Raw genomic sequence first — 14,731 nt, forward strand, 5'->3', positions numbered from 1 at the left:
GCCCCCGCACCTTTCTGCCGTAGGCATTTCTCTCTCTCTCGAATGGAGTCGATCATGGTTTTTTCAATGCAGCGCGTCCAGCCGGTGCGCCGCGCGCTCAGCGTGGGACTTTTCGCGGCCGCCATGGGCATGGCCGGACTGGCGCAGGCCCAGGGCGGCACGCCGATCCGCATCCTGGTCGGCTTCCCCGCCGGTGCCGGCACCGACGCCATCGCGCGCACATTGGGTGAAAAGCTTAAGGACGTGCTGGGCGTGCCGGTGGTGGTCGAGAACCGCGGCGGCGCGGGTGGCCAGATCGCCGCGACGGTGCTGAAGTCCTCGCCCGCCGACGGCCACACGCTGTTTCTCTCGCACGACCACACGATCTCGATCCTGCCGCAAGTGGTGAAGAACCCCGGCTTCAACCCGGCCACCGATTTCGTGCCCGTGGCCGGTTTCGCCACCTTCGCCAACGTGCTGGCCGTCTCCGGCGGCACGCCGGCCCAGAGCATCGACGAGTACGTCAAGTGGGTCCGCACACAGAAGGATGGCAAGGAGACCATCGGCATCCCGGCGCCCGCGTCGATCCCCGAATTCCTGGTGAAGATGATCTCGGACAAGTACAAGATCGACGCACAGCCCGCGCCCTACCGCGGCAGCGCGCCGATGGTGGCCGACATGCTGGGCAACCAGATCACCGCGGGCATCGCCTCGGTGCCCGACTTCATCGAGAACCACAAGGCGGGCAAGGTGCGCATCGTGGCCTCCATCGGCGCCAAGCGCCAGGCGGTGATTCCGAACGTGCCGACCTTCACCGAGCTCGGTTTCTCGAACCTGGAAGACCTGCCCTACTACGGCATCTTCGCGCCGGTGGGCACGCCGCAGCCGATCATCGACAAGTACGGCGATGCGCTGCAGAAGGTGCTGGCGATGCCCGACGTGAAGCAGAAGCTGACGACGATGGGCCTGACGGTCGGCTACGAGCCGCAGGGCCAGTTCGCGGGCCGCGTGCGCACGTACACGCAGACCTGGGAACGGATCATCCAGGCCAGCGGGTTCAAGCCGCTCTGAGCCTCTTGCTCCCTCTCCCCTCGGGGAGAGGGTTGGGGTGAGGGTGAGCAGCGACCAACGCTCCACGGTGTTGTGAGGCCGCTGCCCTCACCCTATCCCTCTCCCAGAGGGATAGGGGACAAGTCAGGCGTTGTTGGCGCTGATGCCCCAACGCGCCAACGCCGCGTCGTCGCTGACGCGCGCATCGACCCAGCGGGCGCCTTCGGGCGTCTGTTCTTTTTTCCAGAACGGGGCTTGGGTCTTCAGGTAGTCCATCAGGAACTCGCAGGCCTCGAAGCTCTGGCCGCGGTGCGCAGAGATAACCGCCACCATCATGATCTGGTCGAGCGGCTGCAGGAGACCGACGCGGTGGATCACGCGGGCGCCGAGGATATCGAAGCGCTTGTGCGCCTCGTCGATCATGGCTTCGATGGCCTTCTCGGTCATGCCCGGGTAGTGCTCCAGCTCCATCGAGGCGACGGTGCTGCCGTCGTTGCGGTCGCGCACGGTGCCGATGAAGCTGCAGACCGCGCCCACGCGCTTGTCGCCCGCGCGCAACGCGGCGAGCTCCTGACTCAAGTCGAAATCACCCGTCTGGATCGAAACACGCGCAACGCTCATGTCCGGATTGTGTCATCGAGATAGACTGCGTCCATGCCTTGCCTCGCCACGCTCTCCACGGTGCCCTCGCACCCCGAGAGTCGTTGCGCGCGCCAGGGCAGCAAAGCCAAAAAACCAAAGCTCGTCTGACCGGAGCTGCGGTTCCGTCGTCGGATGAGCGACGGAACCTGCCAAGAGGCTTTGATCCCAGCATGGTTGTGCGCGCATCGGACGGTGGTTCTTTCCATCGGTCGATTCCTGAAAGGAAGCCTGCGTGCCACAACAACAAACCACCGCCCCCGTCCCTGATTTTTCGGGCCTCTGGATTCCGCTCGTCACGCCGTTCCGCGACGGCGCGGTCGACCATGCGGCGCTCGCCGCGCTGACCCGGCGCCTCGCCGCCGACGGCGTGGCGGGCTTCGTGGTCTGCGGCTCGACCGGCGAAGCCGCCGCGCTCGACGAGGCGGAACAACTGGCGTCGCTCGACACCGTGCAGGCGGCCGCCGGTGGCCTGCCGGTCGTCATGGGCCTCTCGGGCTACCACCTGGGCAAGACGACGGCCTGGGTGCGCAAGCTCTCGGAACGACCGCTCGCGGGCCTGCTGGTGCCCGCGCCGCACTACATCCGCCCATCGCAGGCCGGTCTGCTCGAATGGTTTCGCGCGATTGCCGATGCGAGCGCGGTGCCGGTGCTGATCTACGACATTCCCTACCGCACCGGCGCCACCCTCTCGCGCGAGACGCTGCTCGCGCTGGCCGCGCACCCACGCATCCGGGGCATCAAGGATTGCGGCGGCGACATGGCCAAGACACGCGCGCTGATCGCCGATGGCCGGCTGCAGGTGCTGTCGGGCGAAGACCACCAGATCTTCTCGACGGTCGCCGAAGGCGGCGTGGGCGCCATCGCGGCGAGCGGGCATGTGCAGACGAAGCGCTTCGTGCAGGTGCTGCGCCTCCTGGCCGACAACCGCGTGGCCGAAGCGCGCGCCGAATGGCAGCCGTTGCAGCCGCTGATCGAGATGCTGTTTGCCGAATCGAACCCCGGTCCAGTGAAGGCGTTGCTCGCTCATGCCGGTGCGATGCGCGACGAACTGCGGTCGCCGATGACGCGCGCCTCCGACGGCCTGCGCGAGCGCCTCGTGGCGCTGGACGCGCGGCTCAGCCGCCCGTAACCGGCGGGAAGAACGCGACCTCGCAGCCTTCGTGCAGGGCCGCGGCTTCGTCGCTCATCACCTGGTCGAGCGCCATGCGCACCGCCTTGCCGCGCGCGAGGGCGGTGGCGTGCGCACCGCCGCGCGCGATGAGTTCGTCGCGCAGCGCGGCGAGCGTTTCGGCGTGGGTGTCGACGGTTTCGCCGCTCGTGGAGAGCGCCTCGCGCACCGAAGCGAAATAACGGATCTGGACCTTCATGGGCGTATCAGTCGAGCAGCGAGGCGAAGGGAATGAAGTTCACGGTGTCGCCCGACTTGATCGTCTGGCCCGAGGGGTTGTCGACGAGGCCGTCGCCCCAGACCATCGAGGTCAGCACGCCCGAACTCTGGTTGGCGAACAGGTCGAGCCCGCCCGCGGCGTTGCGCCGTGCGCGCAGGAACTCGCGGCGCTTGTCGGCGCGGAGCCAGTCGAAATCGGCGCGCATCTGCACCGCCTCGGGCGTCACGCGGTCGGCGCCTTGCAGCGTCAGCAGGAAGGGGCGCACGAGCATCAGGAAGGTGAGAAAACTCGACACCGGATTCCCGGGCAGCCCCGTGACATGGCACACGCCCTGCCCGTTGCTGCGCGCAATGGACCCATAGGCGAAAGGCTTGCCGGGCTTCATCGACAGCGACCAGAGCTGCAACTCGCCGAGCGTCTGCAGCGCGGCGCGGATGTGGTCTTCCTCGCCGACGGAGACGCCGCCGGTCGTGATGATCAGGTCGCTCGTTTCGGCCGCGTCGCGCAGTGCAGCGATGGTGGTCTCGCGGTTGTCGGGCACGATGCCCAGGTCGTTCACCTCGCACCCCAGCCGGTGCAGCAAGGCGCGCATGAAGAAGCGATTGGAGTTGTAGATCGCGCCGGGCTTCATCGCATCGGGCGCGACCTCGCCGGGCATCACCAGCTCGTCGCCGGTGGAGAGCATTGCCACGCGCGGCTTGCGCGCCACCTGCAGTTTGTGGAAGCCGACGCTGGCCGCGAGGCCGAGCGCCGCGGGCGTGAGGCGTTCGCCCTTCTTCAGCACGACATCGCCGGCGGCCACGTCCTCGCCCGCACGGCGGACCCATTGGCCGACCGCTGGAACGATCGCGATGCGCACGGAACCCAGGCTGCCTTCCTGCGGCGTGGCGGTCGTGTCTTCCTGCATCACGACAGCATCGGCGCCTTCGGGAATCTGCGCGCCGGTGAAGATGCGCGCCGCGGTGCCGGCCGCGAGCGGCGTGCCGACGGTGCCGGCGGGAATGCGCTGAGTCACCTGGAGCACGGTGCCGGGCGCGACGCAATCGGCTGCACGCACCGCATAGCCGTCCATCGCGCTGTTGTCGCGCGGCGGCACGGTGAGGCCGGAGACGAGATCCTGCGCAAGCACGCGGCCGTCGGCGTCGAAGGTGACGACGCTCTCCTCGGGAAGCTTCGGTGCGGCCTTGGCCAGCAACTGCGCGATGGCCTCGTCCAGCGGCATCAGCGGAGGCCGCGCGTTGGACGCGGAGAACGGAACGGGAGGTGTGTCAGCCATGGTGTTCCGGGTTGTACTCGAAGCGATCGCCATTGGCGATGAGCCACCGCGCGATGGCCTCGGCGTCGTTGAGGTCGAACAGCGGCCGGGCCGTGGGCTCCGGCAAGCTGTCCGGCGCGTCGGTCGCGATGGCGGTGACGAAGGGATCGTCCGGATAGAGCACGGGCCGCAGCGCCTCGCCCGCCCCGGGCTGGCGCCAGACTTCGATCTTGTGCACGTTGCCGTGGCGAAAGCCCTCGACCAGCACCCAGTCGGCAACCGGATGCACCTCGGCGAGCAACTGGTGCACGCTGAGCTCGACCGGCGTTTCGAATTCGCGCATCACCGCCAGGCGCTTGTCGGAGGCGACGACCACCTCGAAGGCGCCGGCCTCGCGGTGGCGATATGTGTCCTTGCCCGGATGGTCGATGTCGAACTTGTGGTGCGCGTGCTTGACCACCGAGACGCGCTGGCCGAGCCGCTTGAGCACGGGGATCAGCTTTTCGACCAGCGTGGTCTTGCCCGCGCCCGAGTAACCGGCGAAGCCGACGACCTTCATGCCGGGGCTCGACCGCGCTCAGTCACAGTTCTGCGCGATGTAGGCCTTCACGGCCTCGGCGTCCGCCGGCAGCTTGACCACGCGCTTGGGCAGCGCTTCGATGCCTTCGAACTTTGCGGGCCGGTCGGGTTCGTGGCCCAGCGCTTCAACGATCGTGGCGGCGAACTTGATTGGCAGCGCCGTTTCGAGCACCACCATCGGCACGCCCGGCGCGAGGAATTCACGCGCGGCCTTCAGGCCGTCGGCTGTGTGCGGATCAACCAGTGTGGCGAAGCGCTTCTCGGTGTCGCGGATGGTGGCCAGGCGGTCGGCATGCGTGCTTCGGCTGCTCACGAAACCGAAGCGCCCGGCCGCATCCTTGAACGCCGCATCGGCGCTCAGGTCGAAGCGGCCTTCCAGGCCCAGGTCCTCCACGAACAGCTTGCGCAGCTTGCCGGCATCGCGGCCCACCAGGTCGAACACGAAACGCTCGAAGTTGCTGGCCTTGCTGATGTCCATCGACGGGCTGGAGGTCTCGTGCGTATCGGCCGCGCCGCGCACGCGGTAGATGCCGGTGCGGAAGAACTCGTCGAGCACGTCGTTCTCGTTGGTGGCGACCACCAGCGTCTGGACCGGCAGGCCCATCATGCGGGCCACGTGCCCCGCGCAGACGTTGCCGAAGTTGCCCGAGGGCACGGTGAAGCTCACCGGCTTGTCGTTGCTCGCCGTGGCCTGGAAGTAGCCGGCGAAGTAGTAGACGACCTGCGCCAGGAGCCGCGCCCAGTTGATCGAATTGACCGTGCCGATGCGGTACTTGCGCTTGAAGCCCAGGTCGTTGGACACCGCCTTCACGATGTCCTGGCAGTCGTCGAACACGCCGGTGATGGCGATGTTGTGGATGTTCTCGTCCTGCAGGCTGAACATCTGCGCCTGCTGGAACGGGCTCATGCGGCCGTCCGGCGAGGTCATGAAGACGCGCACGCCCTTCTTGCCGCGCATGGCGTACTCGGCCGCGCTGCCGGTGTCGCCGCTGGTGGCGCCCAGGATGTTGAGTTCGGCGCCGCGGCGGGCCAGTTCGTACTCGAACAGGTTGCCCAGGAGCTGCATCGCCATGTCCTTGAAGGCCAGCGTGGGGCCGTTGGACAGGGCTTCGATGTACACGCCGTCTTCGAGCTCGCGCAGCGGCACGATCTCGTCGGTACCGAACACCTCGGCGGTGTAGGTCTTCGCGCAGATCGCCTTCAGGTCGGCCGCGGGAATGTCGTCGATGTAGAGCGAGAGGATCTCGAAGGCCAGTTCGGCGTACGGCAGTTCGCGCCATCTGGCGAGCGTGGCGGCATCGACCTGCGGGTAGGTTTCCGGCAGGTACAGGCCGCCATCGGGCGCGAGGCCTTCGAGGAGGATTTCGCAAAAGCGCTTGCGGTCCGGGTGGCCGCGGGTGCTCAGGTAGTTCACTTCAACTCTTCCTTGCGGATGCGCACGATGGGTTCGAGCACGGTAGGCAGCGCCTGCAGCTCGGCCAGCACGTCGTCGACCGTGCCTTCGCGCGCGTCGTGCGTGAGGATGATGAGGTCGGTCTGCGTGGAGCCCTCGCCGCCCACTTCGTCGGCTTCGCGCTGCAGCACGGCGTCGATGCTGATGCCGGCGGTGGCCAGCAGGCCCGTCACCTTGGCGAGCACGCCGGCCTGGTCGGCCACGCGCAGGCGCAGGTAATAGCTGGTGACCACCTCGGCCATCGGCAGCACCTTCAGGTCGCTCATCGCGTCGGGATGGAAGGCCAGGTGCGGCACTCGGTGCGCGGCATCGGCCGTGTGCAGGCGGGTGATGTCGACCAGATCGGCGATCACGGCGCTCGCGGTCGGCTCGCTGCCGGCGCCCTTGCCGTAGTAGAGCGTGGTGCCGACGGCGTCGCCGTGCACGACCACCGCGTTCATCGCGCCTTCGACGTTCGCCAGCAGGCGCTTGGAAGGCACCAGCGACGGATGCACGCGCAGCTCGATGCCCTTGGCCGTGCGCTTGGTAATGCCCAGGAGCTTGATGCGGTAGCCGAGCTGCTCGGCGTACTTGATGTCCTGCGCTGCGAGCTTGGTGATGCCCTCGATGTGCGCCTTGTCGAACTGCACCGGAATGCCGAACGCGATGGCGCTCATCAGCGTGACCTTGTGGCCGGCGTCGACGCCTTCGATGTCGAAGGTCGGGTCGGCTTCGGCGTAGCCCAGGCGCTGGGCTTCCTTCAGCACGGTGGCGAAGTCCAGGCCCTTGTCGCGCATCTCGGAGAGGATGAAGTTCGTGGTGCCGTTGATGATGCCGGCCAGCCACTGGATGCTGTTGGCCGTCAGGCCTTCGCGCAGCGCCTTGATGATCGGGATGCCGCCGGCAACAGCCGCTTCGAAAGCCACCATCACGCCCTTGGCGTGCGCAGCCGCGAAGATCTCGGTGCCGTGCACCGCGAGCAGCGCCTTGTTGGCCGTGACCACGTGCTTGCCGGCCGCAATCGCTTCGAGCACCAGTTGCTTCGCGACGCCGTAGCCGCCGATCAGCTCGATGACGATGTCGATCTCGGGGTTGGCGATGATTTCGCGCGCATCGGCGACCACCTTGACGCCCTCGCCGGCCACTTCGCGGGCGCGGGCGGTGTCCAGGTCGGCCACCATGGTGATCTCGATGCCGCGGCCGGCGCGACGCTTGATTTCTTCCTGGTTGCGTTGAAGCACCTTGAAGGTGCCGCTGCCGACCGTGCCTGCGCCGAGGAGGCCTACTTGGATGGGTTTCATTGGGAAAGTCGCGCTCATGGCGTTGGTGATTTGGAGGAGGCAGGCTTCAGGTGTCGCCGGCAAGGCCACGGCACACGCCGTGACCGGCAGATTTCAGGATGCCGTCTTGCGGCGCAGTCGGTACTGCTCGAGGAACTTCGCGATGCGATTGATGGCCTCGCGCAGGTCGTCTTCGTGGGGCAGAAACACGATGCGGAAATGGTCCGGCGTGGCCCAGTTGAAGCCGGTGCCTTGCACCAGCATCACGCGGGTTTCCTTCAGCAGCTCGAGGAAGAATTGGCGGTCGTCCGTGATCGGGTAGACCTCGGGGTCGAGCCTCGGAAACATGTAGAGCGCAGCGCTGGGCTTGACGCAGCTCACGCCGGGGATGGCAGTGATCAGTTCGTAGGCCAGGTCGCGCTGGCGGCGAAGGCGACCGCCGTCGCAGACCAGGTCGTTGATGCTCTGGTAGCCGCCCAGCGCCGTCTGGATCGCCCACTGGCCCGGCACGTTGGCGCACAGGCGCATGTTCGAGAGCATGTTCAGGCCCTCGATGTAGTCCTGCGCGGCGCGCTTGTCGCCCGAGACCACGACCCAGCCGGCGCGATAACCGCACGAGCGGTAGCTCTTGGAGAGCGAGTTGAAGGTGAGCGTGAGCACATCGGTCGACAGGCTGGCGATGGCAGTGTGCTTCACGCCGTCGTACAGCACCTTGTCATAGACCTCGTCGGCAAAGATCACGAGGCCGTGTTCGCGAGCGATGGCGACGATGCTCTTGAGCAGATCGTCGGAGTAGAGAGCGCCGGTCGGGTTGTTCGGGTTGATGACCACGATGCCCTTGGTGCGGGGCGTGATCTTGGCGCGGATATCGGCCAAATTGGGCATCCAGCCATTGGCCTCGTCGCAGAGGTAATGCACCGGGGTGCCGCCCGAGAGGCTCGTGGAGGCGGTCCACAGGGGGTAGTCGGGAGCCGGCAGGAGCAGTTCGTCGCCGTCGTCGAGCAGCGCGTTCGTGGACATCGCGATGAGTTCGCTGGCGCCGTTGCCCAAGTAGATGTCGTCCAGCGTGACGCCGGCGATGCCCTGCTTCTGGGTCTCGTGCATCACCGCCTTGCGCGCGGCGAAGACGCCCTTGCTGTCCGAATAGCCTGCTGAATTCGGCAGGTTGCGGATCATGTCCTGCTGAATCTCCTCGGGCGCATCGAAGCCGAACACGGCGAGATTGCCGATATTGAGCTTGATGATCTTCTGGCCGTCGTCCTCCATCTGCTTGGCCGCGTCCATGATGGGACCGCGGATGTCGTAGAGAACGTTGGCCAGCTTGGCCGATTTCTTGAGCTGCTTCAAAGGGCCCTCCCGGGCGGGTTTACGCGAGGATCAAAGGCCCCTGCAGGCCTCGTGTCACTGGGGAAAACCTATAATTTGACCACAGTTCACAGTGACCAGATGAAGCTCCAGCCCGACAAATCAGACGCCAAGTCCCTCACCGCACACGGCCCCGGCTGGGTCGCGATCAACAACGAAAAGGTCGAGGGCAGCGTGGTGGTCGGCTCCCGCGGGGAGCGTTTCGAATGGAATTGCACCCGTTTCGACGAACTCGGCCCGGAACACTTCGCGCAGCTTGCCGAGCTCGGGGCCGAATTGATCATTTTCGGCAGCGGAACCCGCATCCGCTTTCCCCAGCCCGCCTGGCTCCAGCCCCTGATGGCGAGGCGCACCGGCGTCGAGACCATGGACACCCCGGCGGCCTGCCGGACCTACAACATCCTGGCTGGCGAAGGCCGGCATGTGATTGCCGCCCTGCTGATCGAGAGCCCGTCGGCTGACTGAGAGGGGTATTTTCGGGGTAAAATAGCGGGTTGCGAACAGGCCAGCTACCCCAAAGTTAGCAACGACCAATCCTCCGTGCATCGAGTCTGCCCCGAAGAACTCGATCCATGGAATCTAACGGAGAAAACAAGTTTCATGGCGATCGTTGTCAACAAACCCATTCCTGAATTCGACGCCAACGCCACGGGCGGCCTCAAGGTCTCGAATACCTCGCATCTCGGCCACGTGCTGGTCATGTATTTCTACCCGAAAGATAACACTCCGGGCTGCACGACCGAAGCGATGCAATTCCGCGACCGCTACAAGGATTTCGAGAAGGCCGGCGCCACCGTTTTCGGCGTTTCCCGTGACAACATGAAGTCGCACGACGAATTCAAGGCCAAGCTTGAGCTTCCCTTCGAACTCATCGCCGACACCGAAGAGAAGATGTGCCACATGTTCGGCGTGGTCAAGAACAAGATCATGTACGGCAAGAAGGTCAAGGGCATCGAACGCAGCACCTTCCTGATCGGCGCTGACGGCATCCTGAAGGCCGAATGGCGCGGCCTGAAGGTTCCGGGCCACGTCGATGACGTGCTCAAGGCAGTCAAGGCGCTCAAGAAGGCCGCCTGACGCTGCAAGACGCGACCAGGGAGTGCTTTTATGGATTGCGTGGGGAATGCCCAACGCAGTACGTAAAAGCCGCAAAGAGCCTCTGGCGCGTCATCCGCGGTGTGCATAATGGCCTCATGCCGTTGAGCTCCACGACCGCATCCCCCGAACAAAGCCGCCTTGGTCTTCAGGCGGCTTTTTCGTTTCTTGGTTTCCACTTTCCTGCGAGCGACCCCACACATGCCATTGCCTCCCGCCCCCACGAAACGCGCCGCATTGCTCTCGCCGGACGCGATCGACGCGCCCGCCCGGTCCTCGCACAGGGGGTCACGCCGCTCCGGCGACCAGCGCGCTGATGAAACGACCTCGAACGGACCGCAGCCGCTGGAGTTGTTCGATAACCTAAGTTCCGAGGCAGCAGGTGGCGGCGAAGCCGCGCGTCCGTCGCGCCGGGCCAAGTCCCGGCCGGCTCCTGCATCCGCCCCCGCCCCGCAGCAACCTGCCGCCATCCAGGTCGAGACCCGGGTCCCCACAGCGCCCGCCCCGACCTACGCACCCGCTCCCGCAGCGGCCGCGCCTCAGGCCCCCGCGCGCCCCAAGCGCAGCAAATCCACCGGTCCGGCCAAGCTGTTCGTGCTCGACACGAACGTGCTGCTGCACGACCCGATGTGCCTGTTCCGCTTCGAGGAGCACGACATCTTCCTGCCGATGATCGTGCTGGAAGAGCTCGATGGTCACAAGAAGGGCACCACCGAAGTCGCCCGCAACGGCCGCCAGACCAGCCGCACGCTCGATGCGCTGGCCGGCGCGCAGGACGCCGACATCGACAAGGGCCTGAAGCTCGACACCACCGGCCATCGCGAGGCAGGCGGCCGTCTGTTCTTCCAGACCGCCCCGCTCGACTACTCGCTGCCGATCAGCCTGCCCCAAGGCAAAGCCGACAACCAGATCCTGGGCGTCGTGCACGCACTGCGCGACGAATACGCCAAGGAACGCCCCGGCAAGCCGAAGCAGGAAGTGGTGCTGGTGTCGAAGGACATCAACATGCGCGTCAAGGCGCGCGCCCTGGGCTTGGCTACCGACGACTACCAGAACGACAAGACGCTGGAAGACGGCGACCTGCTCTACGCGGGTTCGCTCGCTCTCCCGCCCGACTTCTGGACCCGCCAGAGCAAGACCGTCGAAAGCTGGCAGAGCGGCAGCAACACCTTCTACCGCATCAGCGGTCCGATCGTGCCCAACCTGTACATCAACCAGTTCGTCTTCTTCGAGGCGCCCGGCGAGCCGAGCATGTACGCGCGCGTCACCGAGATTCGCGACAAAACCGCGGTGCTCAAGACGCTCAAGGACTACAGCTCGGGGAAGAACGCGGTGTGGGGCGTGAACACGCGCAACCGCGAGCAGAACTTCGCGATGAACCTGCTGATGGACCCCGAGATCGACTTCGTCACGCTGACCGGCACCGCCGGCACCGGCAAGACGCTGATGGCGTTGGCCTCGGGCCTCACGCAGGTGCTGGACGACCGCCGCTACACCGAGATCATCATGACCCGCGCCACGGTGAGCGTGGGCGAGGACATCGGCTTCCTGCCCGGCACCGAGGAAGAAAAGATGGGCCCTTGGATGGGCGCGCTGGACGACAACCTCGAGTTCCTCGCCAAGGGCGATGGCGGAGGCGCCGGCGAGTGGGGCCGCGCGGCCACCAACGAGCTGATCCGCAGCCGCATCAAGGTCAAGAGCATGAACTTCATGCGCGGGCGCACCTTCCTGAACAAGTACGTGATCATCGACGAGGCGCAGAACCTGACGCCCAAGCAGATGAAGACGCTGATTACCCGCGCCGGCCCGGGCACCAAGATCATCTGCATGGGCAACTTGGCGCAGATCGATACGCCGTACCTCACGGAAGGCTCCTCGGGCCTGACCTTCGCGGTCGACAAGTTCAAGGGCTGGCCGCACGGCGGGCACATCACGCTCGCGCGCGGCGAACGCTCGCGCCTGGCCGACTTCGCGAGCGACGTGCTCTAAAAAACCGCGACTCGCGGCCACCGAGCCCGCAATGCCCCCAGAGGGCATCGCGGGCTTTTTTTTCGCCCGAGATGACAGGCTCCTGACAAGACGTTGTCAGGAGGCGGCTCGCACCATCGAGGCTCCTTCCAACGAAACAAAGAGAGCTCCTCATGCAGAACGCAATCACCTGGTTCGAGATTCCTGTCAGCGACCTGGACCGCGCCCAGGCCTTCTACGAAACCGTGCTGGCGCGCAAGCTGCGCCGCGAGAGCTTCGGCGGCGAGGCGCTGGCTATTTTTCCGTATGACGCCCCGGGCGTCGGTGGCGCCTTGCAGGCCGGCGCAAGTGCCTCTGCTCGCGCGGGCAGCAGCATCCGCATCTACCTGGACTGCATGCCCAGCATCGACGCCGTGCTCTCGCGCGTCGAGGCGGCCGGCGGACAGATCGTGGCCCCCAAGTCCGCGCTGCCGCCGGGCATGGGCTTCATCGCCCACCTGCGCGACACCGAAGGCAACGAGGTCGGCCTTCACGCCTTCGCCTGAACCGCCATGGCACAGCGCAACTGGATTGCAGTCGCCAGCGCCGAGCATGCGCGGCGCGGGCGCGACCACCGGCCGCTCGGCTTCATGCAGGTCGGCCACGGCAAGCTGGGCCCGCTCAAGCGCATCGCTGCGGGCGACCGCGTGGCCTACTATTCGCCGGCCACGGTGTTCGGCGGCACGGACAAGCTTCAAAGCTTCGTGTCCATCGGCATCGTGCTGCCTGGCGAGCCGTACGAATTCGACATGGGCGGCGGCTTCATCCCGTGGCGCCGCGACGTGAGCTATGCGGCCTCGCACGAGGCGCCCATTGCGCCGCTGATCGAGCGCCTCGCATTCATCGAGACGCCCAAGCAGTGGGGCTACAAGTTCCGCTTCGGCATGTTCGACGTGACCAACGCCGACATGGCGCTGATCGCCCGGACCATGAAGGCCGACCTGAAAATGCTCCACCTTTGAGCGGCATCGCCTAGACAGAACATCGCAGACGCAGGAGAAGAATCCATGGAACCCGCCCGCCAACACCACGACGCCTTCCGCGTCGCCGGCCTCACGGCCCGCACGACCAATCGCGAAGAGAACGATCCCGCCACAGCCCGCATCGGCGCGCTGTGGGGCCGCTTCTTCGGCGAACAGACCTATGAATCGACGCCCCATCGCACGAGCGACACGCGCATCTTCGGCATCTACTCCGCCTACGAGTCCGATGCCCATGGCCCCTTTGACATCACCGTCGGCGTGGCTGTCTCGGACGGCGCGGACAGCGTGGAGATCGAAGCCGGCGACTACCTCGTCTTCACCGGCCAGGGCGAGATGCCGCAGATGGTGATCGCCACCTGGCAACGCATCTGGCAGTATTTCGAGGCGCACCCGGAAATCGCGCGCCGCTACCGCAGCGATTTCGAAGCCTACGAGGGGCCCGACAAGGTGGCGATCCATATCGGAGTTGCATGAGCATGAAGAAGAGCTGGCGCGACAGGCTCGCCAGCTACCCTCACCTGCCGAACGTCAAGGAGATCCCTCCGCCCATGCGCAAGCGCCATGGCGAGGGCACCATCGCCACGCCCTCGCCGCGCGAGGTCGAAGCGGCGATGCACGGCGTGCCCGAAGGCCGGCTCGCGACCGTGCTCGGCATTGGCGAGGACATCGCCATGCGCCACCACGCCACCATCGGCTGTACCGTGACCACGGCGATCTTTGCGCACATGGTCGCGCACGCCACCGAAGAGGCCCAGGAGCAGACGCCCTACTGGCGCACCCTCAAGATCGGCGGCGAACTCAACCCCAAGTACCCCGGCGGCATCGAGGCGCAGATGGCCAGGCTCGAAGCCGAAGGCCACACGGTCGTGCAGCGCGGCAAGCGCTACTTCGTCGAGGACTTCGCCAAGAAGCTCTCCGGAACGCGCTGATGCGCCGCGCCGACCGCCTCTTCCAGCTCGTGCAGCTCATCCGCGGGCGCCGGCTCACTACGGCCGCGTTTCTAGCGCAGCGTCTCGAGGTCTCGGAGCGCACGGTGTACCGCGACGTGGCCGACCTGCAGCACCAAGGCGTGCCGATCGAAGGCGAAGCCGGCGTGGGCTACCGGCTGGGCGTGGGCTTCGAGCTGCCGCCGCTGATGTTCACGCAGGACGAAGCCTCGGCGCTCGTGGCGGCGGCGCGGCTCGCGCAGAGCTGGGTCGATCCGGCGCTCGCGCGCGACATCGAGTCGGGGCTGGGCAAGATCCTCTCGGTTCTGCCGCCGGCCGCGCGCGTTTCGGCGGAAGCGCTGGCGCTCTATGCGCCCGCGCTGGGACTGGACGACGTCATGGGCGCCCGGCTGCAGGCCTTGCGGGAGGCCGTGCAGGCGCGTCAGAAGCTGCGCCTCAACTATCGCGACGTGTCCGGCGATGCCAGCGAGCGCACGGTGCGGCCGCTCGGCTGCTTCTACTGGGGAAAGGTCTGGACGCTCTCGACCTGGTGCGAGCTGCGCAACGACTTTCGCGGCTTCCGCGTCGACCGCATGGACGCGGTCAAGGTGCTGCCCGATCGCTTTCGCGACGAACCGGGCAAGACGCTGGCCGATCTGTTGCGCCAAGTGAAGGCCCGGCAAGTGAAGACGACACCGCCTGAACCGCAGATATGGCCGTCAAAGGCCCAGGGTCCTTCGGCTCTTTGAC

At 66.3% G+C, this 14,731-nt stretch carries 17 protein-coding genes; 10 read left to right on the top strand and 7 right to left on the bottom strand.

Going from position 1 to position 14,731, the window contains the following annotated elements; translation table 11 throughout:
• The first annotated feature begins 54 nt into the window (after positions 1-54).
• The gene (locus tag QFZ83_RS18175) at positions 55-1,050 is read left to right on the top strand and encodes a Bug family tripartite tricarboxylate transporter substrate binding protein (RefSeq protein WP_307508728.1); all 996 of its coding nucleotides are present in this window, start codon (positions 55-57) and stop codon (positions 1,048-1,050) included.
• A 123-nt stretch (positions 1,051-1,173) separates the two neighbouring features.
• Here the strand turns inward: QFZ83_RS18175 and QFZ83_RS18180 are convergent, their stop codons facing one another.
• Entirely contained in the window at positions 1,174-1,650 is a 477-nt protein-coding gene (locus QFZ83_RS18180) for a molybdenum cofactor biosynthesis protein MoaE (RefSeq protein WP_307508730.1), read from the bottom strand.
• A 253-nt stretch (positions 1,651-1,903) separates the two neighbouring features.
• On the opposite strand from QFZ83_RS18180, the gene dapA reads away from it, so the two are divergent.
• Positions 1,904-2,800, top strand: coding sequence for a 4-hydroxy-tetrahydrodipicolinate synthase (gene dapA / locus QFZ83_RS18185; protein WP_307508733.1), 897 nt, complete (start codon positions 1,904-1,906; stop codon positions 2,798-2,800).
• On the opposite strand, the gene moaD is transcribed toward dapA, so the two are convergent.
• From moaD to QFZ83_RS18215, 6 genes are all read right to left on the bottom strand, one after another.
• Positions 2,787-3,038, bottom strand: a complete 252-nt coding sequence (gene moaD / locus QFZ83_RS18190) for a molybdopterin converting factor subunit 1 (RefSeq protein ID WP_307508736.1) — start codon at positions 3,036-3,038, stop codon at positions 2,787-2,789. The genes dapA and moaD overlap by 14 nt on opposite strands.
• A 7-nt stretch (positions 3,039-3,045) precedes the next feature.
• Positions 3,046-4,335 carry a gephyrin-like molybdotransferase Glp gene (gene glp / locus QFZ83_RS18195; RefSeq protein ID WP_307508739.1) on the bottom strand — a complete coding sequence of 430 codons (1,290 nt, stop codon included), beginning with the start codon at positions 4,333-4,335 and terminating at the stop codon, positions 3,046-3,048.
• On the bottom strand, positions 4,328-4,873 hold the full coding sequence (gene mobB / locus QFZ83_RS18200) for a molybdopterin-guanine dinucleotide biosynthesis protein B (RefSeq protein ID WP_307508742.1): 546 nt from the start codon (positions 4,871-4,873) through the stop codon (positions 4,328-4,330). Before mobB ends, glp begins: the two co-directional genes overlap by 8 nt.
• Before the next feature lie 18 nt (positions 4,874-4,891).
• Entirely contained in the window at positions 4,892-6,307 is a 1,416-nt protein-coding gene (thrC, locus tag QFZ83_RS18205) for a threonine synthase (RefSeq protein WP_307508744.1), read from the bottom strand.
• Positions 6,304-7,626: a homoserine dehydrogenase gene (locus QFZ83_RS18210; RefSeq protein WP_042579528.1), complete on the bottom strand. Its 1,323-nt coding sequence runs from the start codon at positions 7,624-7,626 to the stop codon at positions 6,304-6,306. The genes thrC and QFZ83_RS18210 overlap by 4 nt, the downstream gene beginning before the upstream one ends.
• 93 nt (positions 7,627-7,719) lie before the next feature.
• On the bottom strand, positions 7,720-8,952 hold the full coding sequence (locus QFZ83_RS18215; protein ID WP_306877512.1) for a pyridoxal phosphate-dependent aminotransferase: 1,233 nt from the start codon (positions 8,950-8,952) through the stop codon (positions 7,720-7,722).
• Positions 8,953-9,051: 99 nt separating this feature from the next.
• Here QFZ83_RS18215 and QFZ83_RS18220 point away from each other — a divergent pair, with 99 nt between their 5' ends.
• The 8 genes from QFZ83_RS18220 (at position 9,052) to QFZ83_RS18255 (ending at position 14,730) form a co-directional block, all read left to right on the top strand.
• On the top strand, positions 9,052-9,435 hold the full coding sequence (locus QFZ83_RS18220; protein ID WP_307508751.1) for an Mth938-like domain-containing protein: 384 nt from the start codon (positions 9,052-9,054) through the stop codon (positions 9,433-9,435).
• A 135-nt stretch (positions 9,436-9,570) separates the two neighbouring features.
• Entirely contained in the window at positions 9,571-10,047 is a 477-nt protein-coding gene (locus QFZ83_RS18225; protein ID WP_007830801.1) for a peroxiredoxin, read from the top strand.
• Positions 10,048-10,266: 219 nt separating this feature from the next.
• Positions 10,267-12,054, top strand: coding sequence for a PhoH family protein (locus QFZ83_RS18230; protein WP_307508754.1), 1,788 nt, complete (start codon positions 10,267-10,269; stop codon positions 12,052-12,054).
• A gap of 152 nt (positions 12,055-12,206) precedes the next feature.
• Positions 12,207-12,578, top strand: coding sequence for a VOC family protein (locus QFZ83_RS18235; protein ID WP_307508756.1), 372 nt, complete (start codon positions 12,207-12,209; stop codon positions 12,576-12,578).
• Positions 12,579-12,584: 6 nt separating this feature from the next.
• A complete protein-coding gene (locus QFZ83_RS18240) occupies positions 12,585-13,034 on the top strand; it encodes an EVE domain-containing protein (protein WP_307508758.1) in 450 nt (149 codons plus the stop codon).
• Positions 13,035-13,079: 45 nt separating this feature from the next.
• Entirely contained in the window at positions 13,080-13,529 is a 450-nt protein-coding gene (locus QFZ83_RS18245; RefSeq protein ID WP_307508760.1) for a GyrI-like domain-containing protein, read from the top strand.
• Positions 13,526-13,984, top strand: coding sequence for a 6-O-methylguanine DNA methyltransferase (locus QFZ83_RS18250; RefSeq protein ID WP_307508762.1), 459 nt, complete (start codon positions 13,526-13,528; stop codon positions 13,982-13,984). The genes QFZ83_RS18245 and QFZ83_RS18250 overlap by 4 nt, the downstream gene beginning before the upstream one ends.
• Complete coding sequence (locus QFZ83_RS18255) at positions 13,984-14,730, top strand: YafY family protein (protein WP_307508765.1); 747 nt, start codon at positions 13,984-13,986, stop codon at positions 14,728-14,730. The genes QFZ83_RS18250 and QFZ83_RS18255 overlap by 1 nt, the downstream gene beginning before the upstream one ends.
• Position 14,731: the final 1 nt, after the last annotated feature.

Source organism: Variovorax sp. W1I1 (assembly GCF_030815625.1).
Taxonomy (GTDB): Bacteria; Pseudomonadota; Gammaproteobacteria; order Burkholderiales; family Burkholderiaceae_C; genus Variovorax; species Variovorax paradoxus_C.